The sequence below is a fragment of the Paenibacillus wenxiniae genome, from assembly GCF_039822605.1.
In the GTDB taxonomy this organism is placed as follows: Bacteria; Bacillota; Bacilli; order Paenibacillales; family Paenibacillaceae; genus Saccharibacillus; species Saccharibacillus wenxiniae.
In genome coordinates this window covers 483129-509244 of sequence record NZ_JBCGUH010000002.1, presented here as the reverse complement: position 1 = coordinate 509244, position 26116 = coordinate 483129, and the positions used below count along the sequence as shown (strand labels likewise).

Below are 26116 nucleotides of genomic sequence, written 5' to 3'. Positions count from 1 at the left end.
AACGGAGTTATCGGTACACGATGCAGCCACGCTGTTCCAGCTCAGTCAGCCATTCAGGAAATTGTAGCTGATGGTTCCAGCGTAAATCAAGCCGTTCCAATTGAGTAAGCTGACGCAGCGATGGTGGCAGCTCAGTCAGCTCATTGCTACGCAGATCCATTTCCAGTAGTGAACGGCAATGGCCAATCGATACGGGTAAAGTAGACAGTCCATTATGGCGTAAATTCAAGCGCCGTAATTGCTGACATTGACCGATCGACTCCGGTACAGACTTCAATTGATTGTTTTCTATATCCAGTACACGTAGCGTAGTCAGTTCACCAATCGATTCTGGTAAATGTTGAAGCCCATTATTACGTACATGCAGTTCGCGAATTTGCTGTAAATGCCCAATTGAGGCTGGTAGAGCCGTCAATTTATTATTCATACAGCGCAGCTCAACAAGTGCGATTAGTTCACCAATCGCCTCAGGCAGCTGCTCCAGCTCGTTATCACTCAGATTTAGATAGCGTAGAAGAGGGAACTGACACACTTCTTCACCTATGCTAGTCAGACGGTTGTTGTGCAGATATAAATAATCAGACAGAGCGCTCAACTGCTTGATTTCACCGGGCACCTCTGTGATCTCATTATGCCCTAGATCGATCATCGTGAGCTGCGTTAATTGTGCGATTCGAGGTGAGATCTGGGTGAGCTGATTAACCGATACATTGAGTATTTGTAATTTTCTCATGTCAAAGGTTTCGGCTGGAATCTCGGTCAGTGCGTTATCAAACAAATTCAGATCTGTAATTTCATGCAGCTCATGCTCTAGCTGAGGTAGAGTAGTGAGCTGCTGGTGAGCAAGGTCGATTTTCATCGGATATAGCCTCCTGTTACAGTGAGTAGGATAGACACGATTTCATTATTTTTGTTACGAATAGCAGTGCTGCTACAGATAACAGATAACAGATAACAGATAACAGATAACAGATAACAGATAACAGATAACAGATAACAGATAACAGATAACAGATAACAGATAACAGATAACAGATAACACCGCTATTTTAAAAAGTGAAAATTTTAAAAGTCAAAGTAATAATAAATATCGCACTTTCCGCGTTGATTCGTAAAATGATAATCTTTCGTATTCAACCCGCCAATCTCAAACCCATACTGCAAGTAAAACCGATTCGCTGTCAAATTATTGTCTTGCGCAATTGTCGATAATCCTTTCAGCTGCTGGGCTTTCGCCATCTCTATCGCTTTGTTCAACAACTTGGATGATATGCCCTGTCGTTTATGCGTTTGAGACACTTTCAGATCCACCAGATAGAGATAATGATTCCACTGCTTTTCAAATATAGCGACACCGATACAAACCTTTTCCTCAAAAGCACCTACAGCAAATCCGGATCGATTAATATCGTCCCATTGATAATTTTCGTCAGGAAACAGGTGGCTTTCTGGTGATTCAAACAATATTTCCTCGTGTTGCCAGCCAGCTTCTGTTTTGGTAACGATCAATTTGCCGGGTGATTCGAACGCTTCATTCGGCAGTCGTAGCGCTTGCTCGTTGGATGGATCGATTGCTTGGATCACGATCTCTGACATGAAATAGCCTCCTATACGGTGTTGTAACGATGATAGTCTATTTTCAAAAAATATACAGATGAATATGTACAATGGAGAACTTACGTTTCATCTCCATTTCAAGTATAGTGGAGAATGTAGCTATTTATCCAGTTGGCAACAAATGAAGGCAACATCAACAACCTATGGCACGATTCACACTTACAATGAAACGACATAAAGGAGTATATCATGCGATTTAGCGTTCAATTTTTATCATTTTTCGTGTTGCAGGTCGAGGGTAAAGAAGGCCAGACCTCCAAAAACTATAAACATTATCAGACGCTGGACGAAGATGAATATGAGCTAAGCCAGCTCAAGCAATTTTTGCATGCGGAGTTCACACGTACCGCAAAGCGTAAAGTTGAAAAGAACCCGTCCAGTGAGCAACCGCCTACCAAAATCGGGACGTTTCTCGTTGAACCGGGACATGAGCTGACCAGCAATCCCAACTTTAATCTGTTCGCACGTCTGCGTACGGTCGAGGATAAAGAAGATTTTAAAAACGCCGGGGATGATCTAGTACGCAGCTATCTCGATACAAGCTCGGTGCGCGGTGGCGCGCTGATCGTCTCTCAGGTAAAGCTCGATACGCATCTGGACGATCCCTTTGTATTCGTGATGAAATGTGATTTTGAGAAGCAGATCGCGCGCATTTCGGATGAGCGCAGCCTGATCAGCGAGGTCGAAATGGCGATCAGCGCACGCAATATGAAGTCGATCCAGTACCCGCATATGCCGGAGGAAGGCATGATTGAGGAATGGGAACTGAAGGTGCATCAATCGTCACATGCGCGTTATTTTGAGGATTTCTTAAAATTCGTCACGTATGAGCAGTCCATTCCAGAGATCGTGAATGAGCGAGTGATGGACTATGTGCAGACCTATGTAGAGGAAAAGTGGCCGGATGCGAGCAATGAGGAGCGTCAACGTGAGGAGCAGGATCTGGAACTATGGGCAGCGAGCGATAAACGCGATTTGCAGGAAAAATGGGAGCCACAGCAGGTAATCGAAGCAGCAGAGCGTATTGTCGAGATTAAGCCGGAGATTGAGATTCGGGTGAAGCTGGGCGATACGAGTGTACGCGGCTTGCTGGCTGATTTTGGCTTCCGTCTGCATATTGCCAAGCTGGGTGATCATTATGCGATGGTGGTGGAAGGGGAGTCATTTACGTTTGAGAAGGGCTTCTCGCCGGTAGAGCTGCTGCAACCGGATAGTTTTGAGAATCTCGCGCAGCAGTTGATTGAGCGGGCGAATCGTCCAGCAGAGCCGGATGATGATATGCCGTATTGAGAACGGAAATTTTATTGAATAGTAAAAGTAAAAGCATCCAGCCATTGATCTGGATGCTTCTTTTGTATAGTAAGCTTTATTAAATAGGCAACCATTCATTGACAAGAACTTCTCCATCAGCTCCAGAGGCATCACTCACGATTGCTCCTGCTTGTGTTTTGCTAAGCAAGTATCCAGAATAAGTATTATCTTTAGTATTTTTCTCATATCTACTTAATATTCCGTTCCAGCCCATGATAAAAGAAGCAATTTCGGTTCTAGTAATATCGCTCTTTCCAATATAATGTTCAAAAAACTCTTTACTTCTCTGATAATATCTATTGTGAGATTTTTCGGGACTGTACTTTTTATCAACAGAAGCAGATTTGAAAGTATACCTAACATTGGGATCCCGAGTCCTTAAACCTTTACGTCTTGGTGGTCTAGTGGATAACTTGTTTTTTGATATTCTTTTTTTATGATCTCCTACTTTAGCAGATTTGATATAATTTATTTCTTGTTGCTTAACTTCGTAAAATACATCTCTCAGTCCACTATATAGAGACCATGAATGTTTTTTAAATAAAGCAAGATGTCGTTGTTGATTCTGTATACGCAGTGCCTCTGCCATCTCAGATAATTTCTTTAAATTAGCATTCGCGGCAGGTACAGGTGTACGGTCAGTTGGATCTATTTTAATAGGAGCATACAACAACTCCCGAGCATAAAGAGCTTGTCCCCAGTTACCTGCTTTTTGTAAAATGTGATTTGTTGATTGATCTGAACTTGATGTAATATCAAGCCAGGCAATCTCTATATATTTACCGAAGTCATCTTCTGCACTAACTACGATATCAGGTCGAGTATCACCACGTTTGGCTTGATAGATCACTTTTAAACCATTAGCAGGCTGGATGTTAATCACTTTAGTCACATAAGATTCAATCCAGTAGCCCGCTTGCCTACCTATTTTACGATAGTCTTCGAATTCTTTCTTATCCTTTATTTTTTTCTCTTTATCAAAATTGTCTAATAATTCAGACATATATCCATCTACAGGCGGAATATTAGCAAATGCTCGTGTAACAATTAATTCTCTTGCGTTATCTACTTGCTTACTCACTTCATTCATATAATCATTAAAACTCTTTGCATGTTTATTTAGTAGGTACAAAATATAATTATTTTTTGGAACATATGGAGATCCGAGTTGACGTTGGATTATTGCTGATGATGGGGATAGTAAATTAGAATTTACAAGAGCATTAGGCTGTATATTAGTCATCGTGGTATGTTTCATTATCGACTGAGCTACAGCTTGATTGCCCACATATTTTTGCAATTGATGCACATCGATTTTCGTCTGACCGCTTGCAGGAGAGGGAGAAGGGGTAGATAAGTTAGGATTTAACACTTTATGTGCAGAAGATTCACGATATGGGCGTGGAGACTTTTCACTATAAGTCATATGTATGCTCCTCTACAATCAGCTTTGTATCCCTATAATTGTAAACGTATTCATTGACAGATACTATTCTGTATAAGAAACTATATAAGGGCAAATGACCAGCATGCCAGGAAACAGGCATGAATTTCACCGGTTTCCTGTACACGGGTCTGCTTTCATTCCAATCGTCGGCTAGCGTAGTCAATAGACGATTTTGAACAATACGATCTTTAAATATTCAACTGTGCAATCTGATCCTTGAGTTTCTGTGCTGATTTACGTAACATTTCTTCCTCTTGAGCATTCAGTGGGATTTGTAGCTTCTCTCGAATACCTTCGCGTCCTACAATAGACGGAACACCGAGGTACACATCAGAGATCCCATGATAGTCATCCAGCAGGGAAGATACATTCAGCACGGCATGCTCATTTTGCAAGATCGCTGCTACGATCCGATCCAACGCCAGAGCAATCGCATATGAAGTGGAACCTTTGGCATTGATGATCTCATACGCGGCATTTTTTGTGCTGTTAAAAATATCGTCGCGCTCGGCTTGCTCGAAATCGATCTCTGCTCCAGCAACGTTTGCAAGACTCCATACCGGAAGCTCAGAATCGCCATGCTCGCCAATAATGTGCGCATGAATGCTACGTGGATCGATCTGTTTATGTTTACCGATCAGATAGCGGAAACGGGCGCTATCCAGCAGCGTACCGGAGCCGATGACGCGATTTGCCGGCCAGCCGCTCTTTTTCCAGGATACATAGCTGAGAATGTCTACCGGATTGGTAGCCACCAGCAGAATACCGTGGTTGTTATATTTGGTAATATTTTTAATAATGTCATCGAAGATGGCTGCATTTCGATTCAGCAGATCGATACGGGTTTCACCCGGACGCTGGTTGGAACCGGCAGCGATGATGATAATATCGGCGTCCTGACAGTCGGAATAATCGCCAGCCCAAAGTTTAACTCCGCCTACGAAAGGCAGTCCATGATTCATATCGAGCGCTTCGCCCAGTGCACGGTCTTTGTTAGCATCAATGAATACAAGCTCAGACATACGATTACGCAGTAGCAGGGTATACGCGGTAGTTGCACCTACGGCGCCTGTGCCAATGACGACGACACGATGAGGTTTGGATACGGATGGGGTCATAAATTATCATCTCCTTCGCAGTTTGTGTTACAGATTCGCTACTATTGTAGCGGAAAGAAGGGGCAATGTAAAAACAACGTTGCGGAAAACCAATCGAAAAACAGTACATTTCCTTTCGAAAAGGCGGGGATCTGTAATCGCTTGTAACTTTTCTGTAAACCACCTATCAAAAATATAGTTTACTCTAGTATAAGTTGTGATAATGAAACGCTTTAGCTTAGGGCAAGTGTGTGGAAGGAGAATTACCCATGAAGTGGAATATTGCCAAAGCGCTTCTTACTGGAATATCGATGATCCTTCTTCTTTCAGCTTGTACGTCAACAGGCGGAGATATGGCTCCGGTTAGTGAATCCGTACGTGAGCAGCTCCAGCAATCCAAAGAAGATCAGGGACAGACGATTACATTAAAGAAGACGACCGATTTCAATATAAATAAAGGCGGAGGCCAGGCAGCCGAAGTCGGATATAAAATACAAACCCGGCTGACCGATTTTCAGCTACTCAGTGCAAACGCAGGTCTAGCGTGGGGGATTACCCGCAATGAGCTACGCATTTATGTAACACAGGATAACGGTAAAACATGGGACAATGTGTCACCAGCTAAAACGGTAACCTTTTCCGAATCCCCGGTGTACGGAAGCAGCATCTTTTTCTTAAATCAGAAAAATGGCTGGGTCGCGCGTAACGCCAACGGCGTAGGTCAGACGCTCATTTTGCATACGATCGATGGCGGTCAAAATTGGAATGTACAGACATTCAATAATGATGCCACGGTGCTCGGTATGTATTTTGTCGACGAAAAGACAGGCTGGGTGATGACTTCAACCGATGCCGCTAATAATAAGCAAGAGAAAGCTCTGTACCGCACACAGGATGGTGGGCAGAACTGGGTGAAGCTTATGCAGAATACGGGGGATTTTGCCGTAAACAATGCGACACCAAATGCGATTCCGCAAACAGGTACACTTGTAGGCATGTCATTCCGCAGTGCACAATATGGATTTGTTACGCTTGAGGATAACGGAATGCCACGGCTGTATACGACAGCAGATGGCGGCAAATCCTGGTCAGAAGGTAAGGAGCTTGTACCGAAGGATGTCGATACATGCGATCGCTTAACGACAGGCAAGCCACAATTTTTCGGTTCTAGCAAGACCAAAGGATGGATGAACATCGGCTGCGTGATCGGGAGTCAGACGCATTATTTTGGCTACTTCACACTCGATGGCGGTAAAAGCTGGTCACTCGCTCCATTTTCCTTGCAACCGCAAAGTGGCGTTAATCAGAGTATGGGACCTACTTTCCTGAATGAACAAACCGGCTGGTCGATCATTAATGGTGTCATCTTCTATACAGAAAATCAGGGTAAGAATTGGAAGGCACTACCCGAAAGTGAAACGTTGCAAAAAACGATGGTGAATTACCCGGAACTTGTAAAGCTACAGTTTTTCTCTCGTGAGGTTGGATGGTTACTCGTATCCAAAAACGAAGAGCGTCGTTCACTGCTTATGCAGACGACCGATGGTGGCAAAACATGGCATGTACTTTAGCTTGAAGATTAGCTCATCCGAGCTCACTATAGAGAATGGATATCTGTCAAATGGCAGATATCCATTCTTTTTTATTTTTTATTTTTTATTTTAAATTAACAATTTCTATACAAAAAAATGTTACTATAGACCCATCAAATGTTTGAAGACGGAGTAGCCTTCTGCCTTTCGACCTAAAGGATGAATGCCTGTATGAGAATACCGTTTCGATACAAACGGGCTGATTATGGAACGTATAGTTTTTGTAAATATTTCTTTTATTTGACGATGAAATTTGTTTACTCGTATCGTCAGTTTATCGAATTGCGAAAAATCGTAAAAGGTAAACAGCTCACGACGTATTTTCAGCCGATTATGAACATTCAGAGCGGAGACTGTTTGGGCTACGAAATTTTAAATCGCCCAGCGCCTTCCAAGCTATTTCCACATACCGATGGTTTTTATGAATATATTGGTACGACCAATCAGGTGTTTGCTTTTGAAATGTTTTGCCACGAACTTTCGATTACACGTTATACGGAGGCGTTAAAGCATTCATCCCCGTCTTTTGCAGGAGCAGTTGTATTTTTAAATGTGCATTCTGATGTACTGGTTAATCCCAATTATCGCAATGCAGAGACACTTCATCAGCTATATCGCTATGGATTGAAGCCAGAGCAGATTGTGTTTGAAATAACGGAGAAGCAGAAGGTTGAAGATTTCGAAGCATTTGAACAAATACTGTCCTATTATCGTGATCAGGGTTTTCGCATTGCGATCGATGATATCGGTTCTGGTTATAGTAGCTTGAAGGCAATCATTAGTTTAAAACCTGAATTTATTAAGCTGGATCGTTCTCTCGTTCAGCACATTGATACTCGACCCGAGCAGCAACATATCGTGAAGATGCTACAGGACGTTGCACGAAGCTCAGGCACGCATATTATTGCAGAAGGGATCGAACGACCGGAAGAGCTGCTTTTTCTGCAACAACAACGTATCCGCTATGGACAGGGTTATGCCCTGGGGCGTCCGTCTAACGCTCTACAGCATCAAAATATAGACGACATCATCAATCAAATGCAGATGCCACCACTTCCGGCTACAGGCGATTGTTCCTAACCTTGCAATCATAAAGGTTGACGCACTGGGGATTATACCTTATTCTGGATTCTACATATGACGAGAATATAGGAATGAACAACTATGAACAGGACCGTTACTTTAGAAGAACGCTGTACAGAGAGGAAATTCACCGGCTGAAAGATTTCCCGTATGCGTTCAAAGTAAGTCCTATCCTGTGAGTTGCGTAGCTGGATTGTATCTGGAACGCCGGTTGCTCCGTTATCAGCATGAAGGTTTATAGCTATGATCACGATACGAATCGGTAGCTATAAACGAATTTAGGGTGGTACCACGACACATTCGTCCCTGACGGATGTGTCTTTTTGTTTTTCTCAACGATGACGGCAAGTAGATCATGACTGGCATATGCTCAGCGTGTGCTAGCTAAGGAGGAGATTGTCTTGAAACAAAGTCAGGCTTTTATCCATACGTCACGTTCTGCCCCAAGCGAGGCTGAAGCGGCAAGTCACCAATTATTGATTCGTGGCAGTTATATTCGGCAGACAGCAGCTGGCATCTACACGTACTTACCGCTTGGACGTCGCGTGCTTCAACGATTAGAACAGCTGATTCGGCAAGCGATGGAGGGTGCCCATGCGCAGGAGTTGCTCATGCCTGCAATGCAGCCGGTAGAACTCTGGCAGCAATCCGGACGGCATGAGAGCTATGGAGATCACTTACTTCAATTGGAGGATCGTCATCACCGCCGCTTTGTACTCGGTCCTACTCATGAAGAGCTAATTACTGATTTGCTGCGTAGCGAACTTGGCTCTTATCGTCAATTACCAGTCACGCTATATCAAATTCAGACCAAGTTCCGCGATGAAAGCCGTCCACGTTCTGGTCTACTACGCGGACGCGAATTTTTAATGAAAGATGCCTATTCTTTTGCTACGGATATGCAAGATTTAGATGATGCCTATCTAGCGATGTTTAAAGCATATGAGCAACTATTTTCCCAGTGTGACTTGCAATTTCGTGCAGTGGAAGCGGATGGAGGAGCGATTAGCGATGCTGGCGCTACCCATGAATTTATTGCATTAACCGATGCTGGCGAGGATATCATCGCCTGTTGTACGCATTGCGATTATGCAGCTAATCTGGAAAAGGCACAGTATCGAAGACAGCATGATCATGTGTCAGTTCCATCTAACCATGTGCAGCCAGAGTTAATTCATACACCAGACGTTCGCACGATTGCACAATTGACTTCATATTTAGCTATCGATTCAGCAGCCATTGCTAAAAGTATTCTGTTTCTCGCTGACGGCGAGCCTGTACTTGTGATGGTGCGTGGAGATCACGATATTAACGAGGTGAAAGTGCAGAATTATATGCAAGCTACTGAGCTTGTACTTGCTAATCCAGAAACGGTACTCCAGCTAACTGGAACACAGGTCGGCTTTCTGGGTGCCTATTCACTCAACAGGCAGTGTGAATCCACTTCAGCTATTCGAATTTTGATGGATAATGCCGTCTATGCGATGCCCCATGCTGTAATTGGTGCAAATCAAGAGCACTACCATTATCGCCATATCGTGCCTGCGCTTCATATACAAGAGGCGGAAGCTGGTGATTTTCGCAATGCTGTACAGGGAGAAGCTTGTCCTCGCTGTCACGAAGGCAAGCTTCAAATGGCCAGCGGTTTGGAATTAGGACATGTGTTCAAACTAGGAACGAAGTATAGCGAAGCTTTGCAAGCCGATGTGCAGTTAGCCAGTGGAGAGCGTCAACATCTGATCATGGGCTGTTATGGTATTGGTGTATCCCGACTCATGGCAGCCATTGTCGAGCAGCATCATGATGAGCATGGGATCGTATGGCCTATTCGTGTTGCGCCTTATCATGTTCATATCATTATCATCTCTATGAAGGATGAGCAGCAGTGCGAAATAGCAACAACCTTGTATGAACAGCTCAAAGCAAGCGGAATCGACGTATTATTAGATGATCGTGAGGAACGTCCGGGTGTCAAATTTAAAGATGCCGATCTGATTGGAATCCCTCTTCGTGTCATCGTTGGTAAAGGGATCGCGACTGGCGAGCTAGAATGGAGCAATCGACTAACCGGAGAAAAGTATTCGTTATCGGTAGGACAGGTGATCGAACATACTACAAAAGTTATTCAATAATCATTTTTTACATGGAATTGACGCAAATCGGTTTACTTTTTGCTACTATAGCATCATCCCGTAACGACTAGAGTGGTGGTGTTCACGAGACAGGATACGCGCAAACCATAAGGGGGGAGCAGCATGTTTACCATAATCGGTGAGATTGCAGAACCAGTTCTGATTGTAGAGCCGGATACGCGCTGTAATGAAGTGGATGCACTGTTCAAGCTTCATCGTCAATGTGAAGGGCTGGCTATCCGCAGACCGGGAATGGAACCAGCGCTTATGATGCGTGTCGGTTTCTATCAGCATCTGGCGACCCATTATGGATACAATCTATATATGGGCAGACCGATCCGGTTGCTTGCCAAGTCTCAACCGCTCGTTGTTGACTACTATGAATCGATCACAGATGTTAGCGTCAAAGCGATGCAGCGTAGCGATGAGGAATTATATGATCTACTACTTGTAAGTAAAGAAGGAGAGCTATGCGGTGCAGTGACGATTCGGCAGTTATTGCTCGCTGTCGCTGATATTCGTACGGAATCGGCGACGTTTATGAATGCATTGACCGGCTTACCCGGTAATCGAATGATTGATACACATCTGGAGCTTGCTCTGGAGCAGCCGCAATATAGCGTGCTGTATATCGATCTGGATTATTTTAAAACGTACAATGACATTTACGGTTTTAAAATGGGCGACCGCATGATTCAAGAAACAGCTAATTGCCTCAGTCGTATATTTGTATCACCTGAGCATTTTTTAGGTCATATTGGTGGCGATGATTTTATCGCGATTATGAATAGTTATGAAGTAGAATCGGTATGTCAGATAATTCTGGAGCAGCTTGAACAATTAAAAAAGGAACTTTATCATGCAGACGATCTACAACTAGGTTATGTGATGGCGGAAGATCGTCTCGGTAACTATGGCCCGATCCCCCTTGTAACGTTATCGATCGCGATTGTGAGTAACCAGCAGCGCTTATATGTATCCGCTGATGAAATCGCTGGTGAGGCGGCACGTATCAAAAAGCTTTGTAAAAGTATCGCCGGGCATGCTGCATGCAGCAATAGCGGAATTCGAATTACAGCGGCTACTTTTGCAATAGGCTCGCATCCTTCATATCCTATGTAGAAATAGTAAAACCTATAGGTGTTCCTTTGATTCATCTAACATACCGACGAAGTCTTTGTATAGCCGTATCCGTTATCAATCCTTACCATACTATGCTTGATGACGCTTGCAAAATTAATGATTGATGATATGATAGTCGTGATTTTCCATAACCTGTATGCAGATGGGTGAAATACATATTTGGAGGTTATTATCATGGCTACACTATTTCTAATCGTCATCTATCTGGCCTTTATTAGCTTGGGCATCCCTGATTCGATGCTAGGTGCAGCATGGCCTGTAATGCATGGCGATATCGGCGCCCCTTTTGGATCAGCAGGGGTACTATCGATCGTGGCATCGGGCGGTACAATCATATCCAGTCTCGCCAGTGGACGTTTAATTCAGCGTCTTGGAACTGGCGTTGTCACGTTGATTAGTTGCTGTCTGACCGCAGGGGCATTGCTAGGCTTTGCTTTTGTGCCTACATTTGGATGGTTGATTATGCTCTGTATCCCGCTCGGTCTTGGTGCGGGCGCTGTCGATTCAGGATTGAATCATTTTGTCGCGGCGAATTACAAGGCACATCATATGAGCTGGCTTCATTGTTTCTGGGGAGTAGGCGCTACAGCAGGTCCAATCATTATGTCTCACTATATTAGTACAGAAGGTTCGTGGCGTAACGGCTATACCGCAGTAGCTGTAATTCAATTTGCGCTTGTATTGATCTTACTGTTTACGTTGCCTCTATGGAAAAAGGTCGTTACGCTTCGTCAAGCAGAACGCCTGGCTGAGGAAAGTCAGCGAGAGCAAGGGGGATTACCCGATTCAGCTGCGATACGTCAAGGGACGGAAGCTACAGCTTCATCTGTGTCTGAATCAACAACAGAACAACAGCAAGAAGGTAGAGAACGTAATCAGCTGAACAGAGCACCGAAGGAAGATGCGGCTACGACCCGGGCAGGTTTATTCCGTGTACCGGGGGTTCGTTTTACGCTACTGACTTTCTTTTTCTATTGTGGAGTCGAGACAACGGTCGGTTTATGGGGAGCAAGCTTTCTCGTTGGCTCGCGCCAGATTGAACCCGGACTTGCCGCAGGCTGGATCTCGCTGTATTTTGCCGGTATTACGATTGGGCGTTTGATTACGGGCTTTTTAACACTGCGCGTGACGAATCGGATGCTGATCTTGCTCGGGCAGCTCTGCTCAGCGGTAGGGGCATTACTGCTTATTTTGCCTTTACCGGGAGAGTTGCTGATGACAGGGTTAATTTTGATCGGTATCGGTCTGGCACCGATTTTCCCAGGCTTACTGCATGAAACGCCAGCACGCTTTGGGACAGCGAATTCGGCTCGTCTGATGGGGTATCAGATGGCGGTTGCTTATACTGGTATTACACTGTTGCCACCGTTATTCGGTCTCGTTGCTGCTTATATTCATATTGGCTTGTTCCCATTTGTCATTATGGCATTCATTCTGATCATGCTATTTTGTTCTGAGCGTGTTATTCGAGCGATTGGACCGTCCAAAAATGAATGAACCTGAACATAAAATTGTGGATAAATACGTTGCGTAGAGAAGTAGGATCATGAAGTGAGTAACCAATGATCAAATGATGCGGAGTTCCATTTTATTGGAGGAATAGCTATCATTTTCAGGATTGCCTTATGAAAAGGGCAATCCTTTTTTTATTATCAACAACCTGACATCTATATCATCCTATACATCATTATGAAGAAACAGAAATAGACTGTTCTTTCATTTATCCATAATAGCTCAAAATGTTAACGTGTTCATTTATCGAAATATAACTATATGGAGGAGTAAAACTTCTGTTTAACGACATAACAATAAAGAAGCTTATCGCTCTGTACTGCTTAATCTACTTAACTGATACTGAAAGTAAATAATTGACAAAATATTAATCACTTCGCTAGAATGAGTCTCGTGTTCATGATTTTGATTACATAAAGCACAGTTATCCTGTTTAGATGAACACATCCAAACTATGAATTTCAAAGGAGACTTTCCCATGAAAAATCGTACAATTGCCTGTGCACTTTCGATTGCGCTACTTGGTTCGATGGGCGCAGCAATGGTAACTCCAACATCCGTAGTGATGGCAGCCGATGCATCCGGTACAACAGCTAGCCTATCCGACATTTTGAAAAACCAGCAATCGGATGGGGGTTGGAAAAAGGACTATTCCGAAACGAGCGGAGACTGGGCAAAATCAACGATCGACAATAAAGCAACCTATTCGGAAATTCGTCGCTTAGCTGCTGAATTTTCCAAAACGAAAGATAGTAAATACTCGGCTTCAGCGATCAAAGGCATCAACTTCCTGTTTAATATGCAGTATTCCAATGGCGGTTTCCCGCAAATTTATAAAAGCTCTGGCTATCATACGCATATTACCTACAATGATGATGCGATGGTCAACGTGTTGATTTTGCTGGATGAAGTAGCTAATCGTAAAGGTGATTTCGCCTTTATCGATAGCGGTGTAGCGAGCAAAGCCAAACAGGCAGTAGATAAAGGTGTAGATTGCATTTTGAAAACACAGGTAACATCCGGCGGCAAACTAACAGCGTGGGGACAGCAGCATGATTCAAGCTCACTCAAGCCAGCAGGCGCACGCGCCTTTGAAGTGCCTTCACTGAGTGCAAGTGAAAGTGTTGGCATCGTGAAGTTCCTAAAAACAAGACCGTCCAATTCTCAAATTAATGCATCGATTAAAGCCGCTGAAAACTGGTTTAACGCAGTGAAAATCTCAGGTTTCCGCTATGAGCGCAATAGCTCTGATAGCTATATCGTTGCAGATAGTAGTTCAACCATCTGGGCACGCTTCTATGAGCTAAATACAAACAAACCGATCTTTGTCGGTCGTGATGGCGTGGTGAAGTATAATCTGAAGGATATTGATCAAGAACGTAGAGCGGGCTATGCCTGGTATGGCAATTGGCCAACTAAGATCGGTATTAATTAAGATCGGTATTAACTAGGATATGTACGTAAATTGTTGTTGCGGTAGATACCAGCATCGCATAGGAGTCTACAGAAATCTACAAAAGTCTATAGATGAGGAAATCATTGCAGATCCCTATGCTTAAAGGTTGTCCTTGCCTTATTTCTTCCCCACGGTGAAATGCTGCCACAGCTTCCACATAGACGAATACGAGTTAATGTATATGTTATAATTAGGAGTCGGCATGGAACTTTTATGATGTAGCTACCCAGTCATCGATTAAGTACAGGTATGCTGGCAGGCATACAGATTGCGAAAGCCATACAGATTGCGACAATAAGACTAATTCGCTTACTGATCGCGCATGGGTAACGTGCATTATGTATGATTAATTTATGATTATATAATTATGTCAGTAACCACTCTTATTCTAAAGCTCAACATATAAGCAAGTGATGTGCGAGCTATATGTAAAAACATGCCTTAGCTTGTGTAAGAAACCATTTGCAAGTATAACATAATGATAAAAACAAAAAGCAACAGCGTACCGTTAAACGGGGCTGTTGCTTTTTGCTATACATGTTGCTGCGTATAGTTATAGTTCACTACATTGTAATGACATCGATAATAATGCTGACTGGTGAGTCTGATATAGAACAGACACACTTACGTAGAACTTCTATCCTACATAGAACTTCTATTGCACAAGTGATGCAAAGGAAGTCGCTTTAGCTTTGTTTAGAATAATCGTCTACATCTGTAAACGAACACACAATGCGCACACTAGCGATATCGCGAATCGTGTCACGAATCTCATCTACATTCTTCGCACTGCTCATGAACAATAGAACTTAAAAGCATCACTCACAACCGTATCACTCGATCTTCAGTCGCTAAGTTTGGCTTCTCCGCCAGCTAGCTTTAATAGCGCATCTGGAAGTACAAATGATTGATCTCCAGTGAGGCTATGAATCAGCTCATATTCCTCATCAGCATGCTCAGCAAGCTTGATCGATTCAATCTCATGACGTAGCTTTTCCATTTTGCGATCCAGTGCCGTTGCAGAGTCGGCAGCATCTTTAAGCTCTGTCGTCAGTTGTGCCGGAACAGAACCTTCGTATTTATAAAAAATTTTGTGCTCCAAACTGGCCCAGAAGTCCATTGCAATCGTGCGAATCTGTACTTCAACATACACGGATTCCTGACGATCGGACATAAAGACCGGTACCTGAATGATCATATGCAGACTCCGGTACCCATTCGGCTTCGGTTCTTTGATATAATCTTTAATTTCAATGACGTTAAGATCTGTCTGATTTTTCAGCATATCGCACACCCAGTAAATATCCTCTGTAAACGAACACGTAATACGCAAGCCGGCAATATCACGAATCGTCTCACGAATCTCATCTAAATTCTCCGCGCCGCCTTTGCGCTGTAACTTCTTCATCAGACTTTCGGGCGATTTTACACGTGATTTGGTATGTTCAATGGGATTGTATTCATGCAGGGCTAAGAACTCGTCATTCAAAATTTCAATTTTCGTCTCCAGTTCTTTAAGCGCAAACTCATACATCATCATAAAACGTGTGACATTGTGGCGAATATGTTTAAGCTGTTCAATGGTATGATCCATGATGTTCTCCTATCGTGCAAAACTGCACTATATATTACTGTACCCGCAATCCAAGAAATATGTAATTCGTTATCCCTTGATATAAATAGTATACCTAATTATTGTAGCTGTTGAAAGTCTGGCTGATCGTGTCTTTTGTAAATATGTCCTTTCGTCCATTCTAATAAAAACTAATTTTCCCATAAATTAAAATATATAGTATGACGATATACAATAGACGGAGTCATAGTTGAGATACGTTCAAATCTTCTATGAAACCGCAAATTACATACTACATATTAGGAGGCTACATGCAATGACAATCGATCGTAATGAAATCGTGCAACTGCAAAGCCGTAATGCTTATCTCTCTTTTTCTGATGTGCAACGAGGAAAAAAGGGAGATTTTTTTTACATCGTTGGCAGTGATATTTCACTATCTCAACACGACTTAACTGACAACTCCATGAACTATATCGTGCAGGCGGACACGGTGCATTTGACTGGCGATTTACAGCTTCCTGGGCATGATCTGATAATCAATGCACGGCTCATTCGCTCTGAGAAAGCGATATGGATTAATACATCGGGAACGAAGGTGACCGAGACAAAGGATTATAAGCCCAATGATAAAGAAAAAATGGGACCTATAGGTACAGCCAATCAGAAAAATGGTGGGGATGGTACATCTGGTCAACATGGCGGAGACGGAGTACGAGGCGGTAACATTATTTTAACAACGGAGTCATTCGAGTTAGATGGAGATCTTCAATTAAGTGCCAATGGAAGCGCTGGTGGACGTGGACAAGGCGGTGGAGACGGTGGCGATGCTGCAAGTGGAGCTATCGGAGAAGACGCCAAAGAAGGATGGTTTTTTGGAGTCTCATCAGCAAAAGCGGGTGGTGAGGCGGGAAACGGCGGCAACGGTGGTAATGCAGGCAATGGCGGAAATGGGGGTAACGCAGGTTCGATTTTTGTAAGTTATGTAGTATCCAAAAATGAAGCTAAGGTGAAATTTGAAAATGAGCCAGGGCCAGGAGGAGAACCAGGTCAGCAAGGTTTGGGCAAACCAGCTGGAAAAGGTGGGCTGGGCGGACGTGAAATGTCAAAAGCACCTGGATCAGACTTTAATGGAGGCGGTAATTATAGATTTAATGGAGAACGCGGTAAAAGTGGTGCCGATGGAAAGCCAGGCCAAGATGGAGCAATAGGTAATGCTGGAAGTACTGGTCAGAAGGGGGATATCGCGTTAACAGCTATTCAATATGCACAATTCAAAGGTGATGTACAGCCATTGCTTCAATTTATCGTGAATAGTTCTTTAAGTGCTAATGATATTCAGCGTGCACTCTTGGCATCTTATGAGCAACAATCGATGATACTTCATAAGGCAAGTCTAGCTTATATTGGTGCTGCTGGGGATGAGCAAACTTTGAATCAAACAGCCACTTTACTTCAATGGCTAATTCAAACTATGCCTGATCCCACTATTTTTGATCAATTAAGTCATTTGCCTGCCACATCTGTCGGACAAGAACTACTAAGCAGCTCTATTCAGTGGTTAGCAATGCGACATAAAGTGAGTGTGCTCATATGGCAACTCAGTCAACGATTAGACTACTTCGGTAATACTTGGAACTGGACACCACTTATGTCATTTAATAAGTATCAAAGTATGACCCTTGATCTGATTACTGCTGCGGCTCAAGCCGAAAGTTTGTATCAAGAGTATACGCAAGCACAACAAAACCAATCCAAAATGCAAGAGATTCTGAATAAAGCACTCTCTACTGTCAAAGATCGCAGAGATAAGCTGGAAACTGAACGTACGACAAGCCTTGAGAAAAGAAATAAGCTTGAAAAGCAACTTCATGATATTGAAAAGACCCTTCGCAATGATGAAGTGAGTTTGGAGAAAACAGCTACTGAATTTGTCGAGGCATTACGTCAATCACTTGCTATGGATACGTTTAAAGAAATGTTTAACTTTATTTTATCCACAGTAGCTTTAGCAACAAGCGTAGGTCCATTTGGAGCTGCTGCGGGTGTCATTTATTCAGCAACAACTAGTTTACTTAACTCTGGAAAAACTTTCGATATCGATACAGAAGGTAAAGATGATACAGCTATAGCGAAAGAGAAAAAAGAAAAAGAAGCTGAGCTGAGTAAAGCAACAGCAAATGTTAAAAAAACGATTACTTCTGCATATGCAGCATATAAAAGTGGAGGAAGTCTAATCGACCTAGCTAAACAGAGCGATGCAGCAAGTAAAACATTTGGGTTTGCTACTACCGTAGTGATGACACGTGAACAGTTTGAAGCCATGCTAGAACCTGTATATAAAAAAGTACCCGCTGAAAAAGTAAAAGCTTATCGCAAAGCTTTTTACGATTATTTAAGTATAGTAGAAAATTATCAACAGCAATTGCTTGAATATCATGCTATGTATCTGGATGCTGACCAGCTTCGTTCAGAGTTGTGGCAATTAGAAGAAGAAACAGGACGTGTTCGCCAATTGATGGGGCAAGAGATTGATTTTTCGTTACCTACATTTCATTCCTATATTTTGAAAATGTATATGGATAGTAAACAACATCTAGTTCAATTCTTATATGAGGAATATCGTGCTTTCCGCTATATGACGTTGATCGATGAGCCGTTCCGCAGCATACGTGATCTTCGTGTTGCAGAATTAAGTCAAACGCATGCAGATATCACTCGTAAAATTACCGAAGCTACTAACAATTCGGAAAACCTGTTGCAATCTTTTCAAGGGTTAACATTCGTGTTAACCGAAGAACGTTTCCCCGAACAATTTGCCGCATTGCGTAATCATGAGTTAGCTACATTCCCGCTTCTACTTGATAATGAGGCATTGCGAGATAAAATTGCAGGCAAAGCGCAGATGATGGTTAGCAATTGTCAGGTTTACATCCCTGGTGCCAAAACATCTAGCGAAGCCATTCATATCGAATATGAGCAATCCGGCTATTCCACTTTCTTGGACCCGTATGGTAAACGATTTGACTTTATTCATCGGGCAAGTCATGGATACTATGAGTATGAGAAGGACGCTGAACTACATGCAATTCGAACGGGAGCAACACAAAGCTCAGGCGGCGAACTGCAACTGAGTGATAATGACGGACGAATTCTACCTGGCTTGTTATCAGTATGGTCATTCCAGTTGCCGAAAGAAGATATTCGTGGAGATGCGCTGAATACGAACCTGGATCTGAGTGAAACTAATCAGATCATTGTCATCTTTAAAGGTAAAGCTAAATCCTATATGCGCAGTGCAACAAGCCGTATTCCAGATCAATTCAAGCTTTCCAACAAAGAATTACCTATAATGAATGATGATGAAATGTATACGATACCTCAATCCGTGGTGGTCGATTCCGTTACTTCTTCTAAGATGACTCATAATCCCCCATCCAAAACTGATAGTGAGCAATCGATAAATAATATTGTGATTGAATGGTAAAATTTGAGGACTGCCTATAGGGCAGTCCTTTTTATATTCAAGTATTTGTACGATACTAACTCATAAATATACACTAATACGACCATTTGATTCGCTCCTTTTGCATATGACAATATAGATACACAACGGATTACAAAAGGAGCCTGTCCCATGAAAAAACGAATATTTCTCTGTACAGTATCGACCGCGTTGTTAATTTCAATTTACGCTTTACCGTTTACTCCGACTATGCATGCCATGTCAGACAGCGCATCAAACTCCGCTTCCAAAAATGTATTCAAAGGCGATGCTTCCGGCACGACGGCAAGCTTCGCAACGATCCTGGAAAACCAGCAGTCGGATGGAGGCTGGCGGAAGTTTTATTCCGAAGATCATGGTGACTGGTCTCATTCCTCGATTGATAATAAAGCAACGTATACGGAAATTCGCCGACTAGCAAAGCAATATACGATCACTAAAGATCAAACGTATGCGGATGCAGCTATAAAAGGAATTCATTTTCTACTTCGTATGCAATATACAAATGGTGGATTTCCGCAAGTGTATCATAGCTCTGGCTACCACACCGAAATTACGTATAACGATAATGCGATGACGAATGTGCTGCTTCTATTAGAAGATGTCGCCAGTCAAAAAGGAGATTTTAGGTTTGTAGACAATACACTGGCCAAGCAAACAAAACAAGCGGTGCATAAAGGAATAGAGTGTATTTTAAATACACAGATTGTATCCAATGGCAAGTTAACGGCCTGGTGCCAGCAATATGATGCGACGACGTTGAAACCTGCGGGTGCACGTGCATTTGAAGTTCCGTCCCTGACAGCCAGCGAAAGTGTAGGCATCGTTCAATTATTGAAAACAAGACCAGCCGACGCCCGCATCCAAAAGTCGATTCAAGCCGCCGAAACCTGGTTCAAAACGGTAGAGATTAAGCATACGGACTACAAGCGTAATCATAAAGATAGCTATATCGTAGCTGATGCCAATGCTAGCCCGATCTGGGCACGGTTTTATGATATTCAGACGAATCGACCGATCTTTGTTGGGCGTGACGGTATCGTAAAATACACTCTAAAAGACATTGAGCAGGAACGTAGAGCGGGTTATGCCTGGTATGGTAGCTGGCCGAATAAGCTGGGGATCTATTAATTGCCGCCAAAGTAAAACAGCAACAGCCGCTCTGTAAGCAGGCTGTTGCTGTTTTGGTGTGGACGATTTCGAGCAGGTTTTACATATACACTTGTGTCACACCCTAAATTTCTTTCAGACCACGAGACTGCACCTTACATACACGCTTGCACCATACTTCTAATACGCATTTTGTGCTCAACCCAATTTTTACGACCAGCGATCAAACCAGTGAATGTCTGTAATAAACTCCTGATCTCTTGGTATATCATACGTATCATAGAGCCAATCCAGACTATTCATTTTGTCTTTGATTGCTTTCGCTTCTTCTGGAGTCAACTTCTTATCGATAATTTTGATAATAATATTTTGACTCCAAAAATCATAAAAGATGACTGGAGCACCAATTTCTTTTTCCAGCGCTTGATAAAAAAGTACACGTGGCTCGCTATCTCCCGCCATAATCGTTTCCATAAAATCAAACGAGAAGACGACACTATGATAATATTCCTGTCCATAAGCAGGTTTCGCTTGAAGTGCAGTCACCGCTACATTCGGTAAAAGCAGGGGAGTCGATACAGCCGCAGACGTCGTTTCATCTTTCACAGGCGAAGCAGAAGCAACCATTTCGTTAAAACCTACCATGACTAAAGAAGCGGACAATAGAGCAAATAGCCATTTTTTCATTATCAAACCTCCTGTTTTTTTCATGATTAAATCGTAAATGAATATGAAGGTATCGTACTGTCGTGTGGCAGATTTCATTAACAACTAGAACAGATCAAAGCGATCAAGCATATCGCGATTGGTTGTACACGGAACAAGATTCGGTATCCCTATCCATTGCAGCTCTTAGTTTGTTGCCTTATCCTGTTTAAGGATAGTGCTATGTATCACCCCTTATCACTTTATATCCCTTCGGTAGCAATGAGCGATGTTGTAGAAAGAGTATATCCTGTTTTTAATTTCATTTATATGCTTTATTTGTAAAAATATTCTATACATATTTATATGATGAGTCGGCTAAAATGTGTTGGGATCGTATTTGATTAAAGACTACGCCGCAAAAGAGCTTATTTATAAAAGCTAGATTCTCCGCTATTCAATAATCTGATCGAAATCTTGTTGCTGTGTACTGTTCAGCAAAGAGATCAAGCTCCTCTCGAATAGCAGTGAAACTACAACTCCGATAGCAGTAAAATAGCAATACATACATATCCTATACAACACACTGCTGGATTTATCGATATCAAATTTGCTATATTATAGGAATTAAGATCAATTATTCTATGATTGGATTAAGGGAGGATTTAAATTGAGCTATCAAAACTGGGCTGGTAATTATACATACGGTGCGACTGCATTAATCGAACCGGAAAGTGTCGAGCAACTACAACAGCTCGTCAAGCAGCATACTAAAGTTAAAGTGCTCGGTAGTGGTCATACGTTTAACTCGGTAACAGACACAGATGGCGTATTCATCTCGCTGCGACATTGGAATCGTGTATTGGAGCTGAACGAGGAACAGGGTACGGTAACCGTTGAAGGCGGCGCTACATATGGTGAACTTTGTGCACAATTGTCTGAAAGCGGTTACGCGCTGCATAACCTAGCTTCCTTGCCTCATATTACGATTGCAGGCGCTGTCGCCACATCGACGCATGGCTCAGGCAGCAGCAATGTAAGTCTCGCCGCAGCCGTACAATCATTAGAGTTCATCGATGCAGATGGAGAGCTACACATATTCCATACTGGCGATGACGAATTTCCCGGTGTTGTGATTCATCTAGGTGCACTAGGCATTGTGACGAAGCTAACACTACGCATTGTGCCTGCATATGAAGTGAGACAATTTGTATATGAGAATCTTGCTGTAGTACAGCTGGAGCAGCACGCTGAAGCGATCTTTTCCAGTTCATACAGTGTGAGTCTATTTACCGACTGGCAAAGTACAAGCTTTCATCAGGTATGGACGAAAAGCCGTGAGCAAGACGGCGAGAATTATAGTGGACGAGCTGATTTCTATGGTGCGACACCAGCAACGACTCCGCTACATCCATTACCTGATATGGATGCGCAAAATTGTACGGCGCAGCTTGGCGAGCCAGGCATGTGGTTTGAGCGTCTAGCCCATTTTCGGATGGAGTTTACACCGAGTGCAGGTAAAGAGCTGCAAAGCGAGTATTTGATGGCACGTGAGCATGTATATGAAGCAAGTCTTGCCGTGCATCGTCTGCGGGAACAGCTTGCACCGGTGTTGTTTGTAAGCGAGCTACGCACGATCGCTGCTGATGATCTGTGGCTAAGTCCATTTTATAAGCAGGAGTCCGTCGCGTTTCATTTTACATGGAAAGATAACTGGGAAGCGGTTGAGCAGGTGTTGCCATTATTAGAGGAGGCGCTTGCCCCGTTTCATGCGCGTCCGCATTGGGGGAAACTGTTCACCGTTCCCGCAAAGAAATTACAGCAGCAGTTTGAGAAATTGCCAGAATTCCAAAAGCTGGTGCAGAAGTACGATCCACAAGGGAAGTTTAGTAACACTTACCTGGATACGTATATCCGCGACCGGTCATAGTCAAAACGTTAGTCAGTCGATCTATTACCACAATACGTTGATTCCGATATGAAGCTTGATGAATAGATGAATCAACGTATTTTTGATGAGCACTTTCTATGAGTGCCCTTAATGAGAAATTTCGATAACCGCTGAAAAACAGTCCAGCCCCAAACGCTTGTCCTGTCTGAATTGTCACTTTTAGGTGACTATATCACCAAAAAGTGGGTACTATTTTTCCTGAAACTTTTACTCCATACTGTCATTCATAGGAAGCTTACAATATCAACCGTAAAGCTTCGATCCTAATTGAAATGACAAAGGAGTTAAACAATATGGGTAAATTCGATGGAAAAGTAGTGGTTATTACAGGCGGAACAAGCGGTATTGGACTCGCTTCGGCACAGCAATTTGTACAGGAAGGCGCCTATGTATTCATTACGGGACGTAGACAACACGAACTGGATGAAGCTGTCGCGTTGATTGGCAGAAATGTAACCGGTGTACAAGGCGATATATCGAAGCTGGAAGATTTGGATCGTTTGTTTGAAACGGTCAAACAAGAAAAAGGACATCTGGATATATTGTTTGCTAACGCAGGTCTTGGATCATTTCTGCCGTTATCCGATATTACGGAAGCGCAATATGATACAACCTTTGATGTGAATGTAAAAGGAACGATCTTTACCGTTCAAAAAGCACTGCCATTATTCCCTGATCAAAAAGGCTCGATCATTTTAACCGGCTCGACTGCGGGTACGATGGGCATACCTGCTTTTAGCGTATATGGCGCTTCAAAGGCGGCGATTCGTCAGCTTGTACGTTCCTGGATTCTCGATGTCAAAGGAACCGGACTGCGTATCAATGTAGTCAGTCCCGGCTCGGTCGTTACGCCAGCGTACACGGAATTGTTCGGCACCGCACTGGATCAGTTTCTGGAACAGTCGAAACAAGAGATTCCGATGGGCAGAGTAGGAGAAATGCAAGAAATCGCGAATGCCGTCATGTTCCTTGCTTCGGACGATAGTAGTTACTTGAACGGTATTGAATTGTTTGCAGACGGTGGGGCGGCTCAGATCTGATCTATGGTACGTGATGTATATAGGATATGTAATGTATGTAAGGTATCTAATGTATCCAATATATGTTGAGCCTTTTATCCAGCCAATCCATCTAGCCGATGCACTTGCTATATTCTCTACATGTAGCGTACAATTTTGGTTTGAGTTATAGGTCAGGCAGGCCAATTGAACGATACGGGTCGAGAATATGGATAGATAAGGAGCTGACATAAGGGATGAGAATATTCCATTGTGAAATGGAAATTACGCTGGATGTGATTGGCGGAAAATGGAAAGGGCTTATTTTGTACTATGTTATTCAAAAGCCAAGACGAACCGGTGAATTGAAACGACTGGTGCACAATATTTCGCAAAAAATGCTCGTACAAACGCTGCGTGAATTGGAAGCGGATGGACTGATCCATCGGAAAATGTACAATCAAGTCCCACCCAAAGTGGAATATTCCACGACAGAACTTGGTCAATCTCTGGAACCGATTTTTAAGCTGTTATGCAATTGGGGCGCTAACTATGCGGACGAATCGTACGCGCCAGACGAGATTGAGATTTTGCATTTGAAATGATCATGATTTACATGGATAGCTATCGATATGAGAAAAGGTATAGGAAAAGTAGTTGACCTGCGCGGTATAAGGCTCAACTGCTTTTTTGTTTGTCCATTTTTGTGGATGGCAATATCATATCCCTTTGAACGCACGACTGGAATAGGCGTAGCAGTTTACGCTACAGATTGGGCAATTTCTAACCTTCCAATCTGAGAAAATAAGCACAGATCGATATTGCTGCAAAAAGCAATACTTACTACTCACTTACTACTCTTAACTCACTACTCTATCAGCACAGTCGCCTCTGTCAGCATATTGCGCATATCCTGAATATTTTGCATCGGCGGCTTACCATATAGTCGGGTATACTCACGACTGAACTGGGAAGGACTTTCATAACCAACGGTAAAAGCTGCATCTCCAGCCGCCATCGCTTCAGTGAGCATAAGCCGCTGCGCTTCCTGAAGACGAATCGTTTTTTGGTACTGCAATGGACTCATCGTTGTTATGCGTTTGAAATGCTTATGGAAGGCGGAGCTGCTAAGCTGCGCATCGCGAGCAAGTTGTTCGATGTCCAATCGTTCATTGTAATGCTGCTTGATAAACTGAATCGTCTGCGCAATACGGAAAGAATAACTATCTGTCACGGCAAATGGATATAATATATGTCCGTGTTCACTTTGTAAAACGCGGTAAACTAGCTCGCGAATCATTAGCGGAGCTAGTACGGGAATGTCCTGCGGCTGATCGAGCAGCTGCACTAATCGTACAACAGCGTCCATAATCGACAGTGACATGGCATTTATCGTCATACCGATGACTGTTTCATTCGCTTGGCTATCGGTTCTTGCGGAGTGATCCATCATCCGGACAACGTCCAGAATGACATCGGTATCAAAGCTTAATTTAAGCCCTACATAAGGGATAGATGGAGACGCTTCGCTAATGCGCCCAACGATCGGCAAATCCACCGATGTGATTAGAAATGAATACGGATCGTAGCGATAGGTTTTATCGGCAAGCATCGCTGTCTTAGCTCCCTGCGCAACGATGCAGATCGATGGCTTATATACCGTCATCAGCGGTTCGGATATCACTTCTGCTCGTAAGATAGATAAATAAGGAATAGCCGTACAATGTGTTCCGGTCGTAGGCGTATGACGGATAAGGATGGATTGAAGTTCATTTAGCGCATATTCCAGACGCGCATGATCATTAGCATCGTTCATCGGCTCCACCTTCCTATCAGCAATTATTTGATCAGTAATCATTTAGTCCAACATAAAACAATGAACAAAATTAGGCAAGCGACGTGGCGAATCGATCTACCCCTACAACTAATCGCCACTCTATACTG

The 26116-nt window shown here is 43.1% G+C and carries 19 protein-coding genes; 12 read left to right on the top strand and 7 right to left on the bottom strand.

Features of this window, described 5'->3' with window-relative positions; translation table 11 throughout:
• Nucleotides 1-7: 7 nt before the first annotated feature.
• Nucleotides 8-859, bottom strand: coding sequence for a leucine-rich repeat domain-containing protein (locus AAHF22_RS05155; RefSeq protein WP_347323894.1), 852 nt, complete (start codon nucleotides 857-859; stop codon nucleotides 8-10).
• Between the two features lie 206 nt (nucleotides 860-1065).
• On the bottom strand, nucleotides 1066-1596 hold the full coding sequence (locus AAHF22_RS05150) for a GNAT family N-acetyltransferase (RefSeq protein WP_347323893.1): 531 nt from the start codon (nucleotides 1594-1596) through the stop codon (nucleotides 1066-1068).
• A gap of 210 nt (nucleotides 1597-1806) precedes the next feature.
• Between AAHF22_RS05150 and AAHF22_RS05145 the strand changes: the two genes are divergently transcribed.
• Nucleotides 1807-2907, top strand: coding sequence for a DUF3900 domain-containing protein (locus AAHF22_RS05145; RefSeq protein ID WP_347323892.1), 1101 nt, complete (start codon nucleotides 1807-1809; stop codon nucleotides 2905-2907).
• A gap of 79 nt (nucleotides 2908-2986) precedes the next feature.
• Here the strand turns inward: AAHF22_RS05145 and AAHF22_RS05140 are convergent, their stop codons facing one another.
• Nucleotides 2987-4354 (bottom strand): hypothetical protein, encoded by a 1368-nt coding sequence (locus AAHF22_RS05140; protein WP_347323891.1) that lies wholly within the window; start codon nucleotides 4352-4354, stop codon nucleotides 2987-2989.
• Nucleotides 4355-4563: 209 nt separating this feature from the next.
• Complete coding sequence (locus tag AAHF22_RS05135; RefSeq protein ID WP_347323890.1) at nucleotides 4564-5493, bottom strand: L-lactate dehydrogenase; 930 nt, start codon at nucleotides 5491-5493, stop codon at nucleotides 4564-4566.
• Between the two features lie 248 nt (nucleotides 5494-5741).
• Here AAHF22_RS05135 and AAHF22_RS05130 point away from each other — a divergent pair, with 248 nt between their 5' ends.
• The 6 genes from AAHF22_RS05130 to pelA (AAHF22_RS05105) all read left to right on the top strand — a co-directional run bounded on the left by AAHF22_RS05130 (nucleotide 5742) and on the right by pelA (AAHF22_RS05105) (nucleotide 14369).
• Nucleotides 5742-7043 (top strand): VPS10 domain-containing protein, encoded by a 1302-nt coding sequence (locus AAHF22_RS05130; RefSeq protein WP_347323889.1) that lies wholly within the window; start codon nucleotides 5742-5744, stop codon nucleotides 7041-7043.
• Between the two features lie 192 nt (nucleotides 7044-7235).
• Nucleotides 7236-8144, top strand: coding sequence for an EAL domain-containing protein (locus AAHF22_RS05125; RefSeq protein ID WP_347323888.1), 909 nt, complete (start codon nucleotides 7236-7238; stop codon nucleotides 8142-8144).
• A 404-nt stretch (nucleotides 8145-8548) separates the two neighbouring features.
• Nucleotides 8549-10279, top strand: coding sequence for a proline--tRNA ligase (locus AAHF22_RS05120; protein ID WP_347323887.1), 1731 nt, complete (start codon nucleotides 8549-8551; stop codon nucleotides 10277-10279).
• 123 nt (nucleotides 10280-10402) lie between these two features.
• A complete protein-coding gene (locus tag AAHF22_RS05115; RefSeq protein WP_347323886.1) occupies nucleotides 10403-11401 on the top strand; it encodes a GGDEF domain-containing protein in 999 nt (332 codons plus the stop codon).
• Between the two features lie 195 nt (nucleotides 11402-11596).
• Nucleotides 11597-12919: an MFS transporter gene (locus AAHF22_RS05110; RefSeq protein ID WP_347323885.1), complete on the top strand. Its 1323-nt coding sequence runs from the start codon at nucleotides 11597-11599 to the stop codon at nucleotides 12917-12919.
• A 493-nt stretch (nucleotides 12920-13412) separates the two neighbouring features.
• The gene (pelA, locus tag AAHF22_RS05105; RefSeq protein ID WP_347323884.1) at nucleotides 13413-14369 is read left to right on the top strand and encodes a pectate lyase; all 957 of its coding nucleotides are present in this window, start codon (nucleotides 13413-13415) and stop codon (nucleotides 14367-14369) included.
• A gap of 865 nt (nucleotides 14370-15234) precedes the next feature.
• Here the strand turns inward: pelA (AAHF22_RS05105) and AAHF22_RS05100 are convergent.
• Nucleotides 15235-15984: a GTP pyrophosphokinase gene (locus AAHF22_RS05100; protein ID WP_347323883.1), complete on the bottom strand. Its 750-nt coding sequence runs from the start codon at nucleotides 15982-15984 to the stop codon at nucleotides 15235-15237.
• Nucleotides 15985-16279: 295 nt separating this feature from the next.
• On the opposite strand from AAHF22_RS05100, the gene AAHF22_RS05095 reads away from it, so the two are divergent.
• The gene (locus AAHF22_RS05095) at nucleotides 16280-19450 is read left to right on the top strand and encodes a BAR domain-containing protein (RefSeq protein ID WP_347323882.1); all 3171 of its coding nucleotides are present in this window, start codon (nucleotides 16280-16282) and stop codon (nucleotides 19448-19450) included.
• 150 nt (nucleotides 19451-19600) lie between these two features.
• The gene (gene pelA / locus AAHF22_RS05090) at nucleotides 19601-20599 is read left to right on the top strand and encodes a pectate lyase (RefSeq protein WP_347323881.1); all 999 of its coding nucleotides are present in this window, start codon (nucleotides 19601-19603) and stop codon (nucleotides 20597-20599) included.
• 189 nt (nucleotides 20600-20788) lie between these two features.
• Here pelA (AAHF22_RS05090) and AAHF22_RS05085 read toward each other — a convergent pair whose 3' ends face one another.
• Nucleotides 20789-21265, bottom strand: coding sequence for a hypothetical protein (locus tag AAHF22_RS05085; protein ID WP_347323880.1), 477 nt, complete (start codon nucleotides 21263-21265; stop codon nucleotides 20789-20791).
• Between the two features lie 628 nt (nucleotides 21266-21893).
• On the opposite strand from AAHF22_RS05085, the gene AAHF22_RS05080 reads away from it, so the two are divergent.
• The 3 genes from AAHF22_RS05080 to AAHF22_RS05070 all read left to right on the top strand — a co-directional run bounded on the left by AAHF22_RS05080 (nucleotide 21894) and on the right by AAHF22_RS05070 (nucleotide 24777).
• Nucleotides 21894-23153 carry an FAD-binding protein gene (locus AAHF22_RS05080; protein ID WP_347323879.1) on the top strand — a complete coding sequence of 420 codons (1260 nt, stop codon included), beginning with the start codon at nucleotides 21894-21896 and terminating at the stop codon, nucleotides 23151-23153.
• A gap of 314 nt (nucleotides 23154-23467) precedes the next feature.
• On the top strand, nucleotides 23468-24214 hold the full coding sequence (locus AAHF22_RS05075) for an SDR family NAD(P)-dependent oxidoreductase (protein WP_347323878.1): 747 nt from the start codon (nucleotides 23468-23470) through the stop codon (nucleotides 24212-24214).
• A 215-nt stretch (nucleotides 24215-24429) separates the two neighbouring features.
• Entirely contained in the window at nucleotides 24430-24777 is a 348-nt protein-coding gene (locus AAHF22_RS05070) for a winged helix-turn-helix transcriptional regulator (protein WP_347323877.1), read from the top strand.
• A 263-nt stretch (nucleotides 24778-25040) separates the two neighbouring features.
• Here AAHF22_RS05070 and AAHF22_RS05065 read toward each other — a convergent pair whose 3' ends face one another.
• Entirely contained in the window at nucleotides 25041-25988 is a 948-nt protein-coding gene (locus AAHF22_RS05065; protein WP_347323875.1) for an AraC family transcriptional regulator, read from the bottom strand.
• Nucleotides 25989-26116 lie beyond the last annotated feature (128 nt).

Coding starts and splice junctions, on each gene's coding strand:
- AAHF22_RS05100 (WP_347323883.1), bottom strand. CDS start 15,984: ATGGATCATACCATTGAACAGCTTAAACATATTCGCCACAATGTCACA.
- AAHF22_RS05155 (WP_347323894.1), bottom strand. CDS start 859: ATGAAAATCGACCTTGCTCACCAGCAGCTCACTACTCTACCTCAGCTA.
- AAHF22_RS05095 (WP_347323882.1), top strand. CDS start 16,280: ATGACAATCGATCGTAATGAAATCGTGCAACTGCAAAGCCGTAATGCT.
- AAHF22_RS05140 (WP_347323891.1), bottom strand. CDS start 4,354: ATGACTTATAGTGAAAAGTCTCCACGCCCATATCGTGAATCTTCTGCA.
- AAHF22_RS05135 (WP_347323890.1), bottom strand. CDS start 5,493: ATGACCCCATCCGTATCCAAACCTCATCGTGTCGTCGTCATTGGCACA.
- pelA (WP_347323881.1), top strand. CDS start 19,601: ATGAAAAAACGAATATTTCTCTGTACAGTATCGACCGCGTTGTTAATT.
- AAHF22_RS05075 (WP_347323878.1), top strand. CDS start 23,468: ATGGGTAAATTCGATGGAAAAGTAGTGGTTATTACAGGCGGAACAAGC.
- AAHF22_RS05110 (WP_347323885.1), top strand. CDS start 11,597: ATGGCTACACTATTTCTAATCGTCATCTATCTGGCCTTTATTAGCTTG.
- AAHF22_RS05125 (WP_347323888.1), top strand. CDS start 7,236: ATGAGAATACCGTTTCGATACAAACGGGCTGATTATGGAACGTATAGT.
- pelA (WP_347323884.1), top strand. CDS start 13,413: ATGAAAAATCGTACAATTGCCTGTGCACTTTCGATTGCGCTACTTGGT.
- AAHF22_RS05130 (WP_347323889.1), top strand. CDS start 5,742: ATGAAGTGGAATATTGCCAAAGCGCTTCTTACTGGAATATCGATGATC.
- AAHF22_RS05065 (WP_347323875.1), bottom strand. CDS start 25,988: ATGAACGATGCTAATGATCATGCGCGTCTGGAATATGCGCTAAATGAA.
- AAHF22_RS05070 (WP_347323877.1), top strand. CDS start 24,430: ATGAGAATATTCCATTGTGAAATGGAAATTACGCTGGATGTGATTGGC.
- AAHF22_RS05145 (WP_347323892.1), top strand. CDS start 1,807: ATGCGATTTAGCGTTCAATTTTTATCATTTTTCGTGTTGCAGGTCGAG.
- AAHF22_RS05085 (WP_347323880.1), bottom strand. CDS start 21,265: ATGAAAAAATGGCTATTTGCTCTATTGTCCGCTTCTTTAGTCATGGTA.
- AAHF22_RS05150 (WP_347323893.1), bottom strand. CDS start 1,596: ATGTCAGAGATCGTGATCCAAGCAATCGATCCATCCAACGAGCAAGCG.
- AAHF22_RS05115 (WP_347323886.1), top strand. CDS start 10,403: ATGTTTACCATAATCGGTGAGATTGCAGAACCAGTTCTGATTGTAGAG.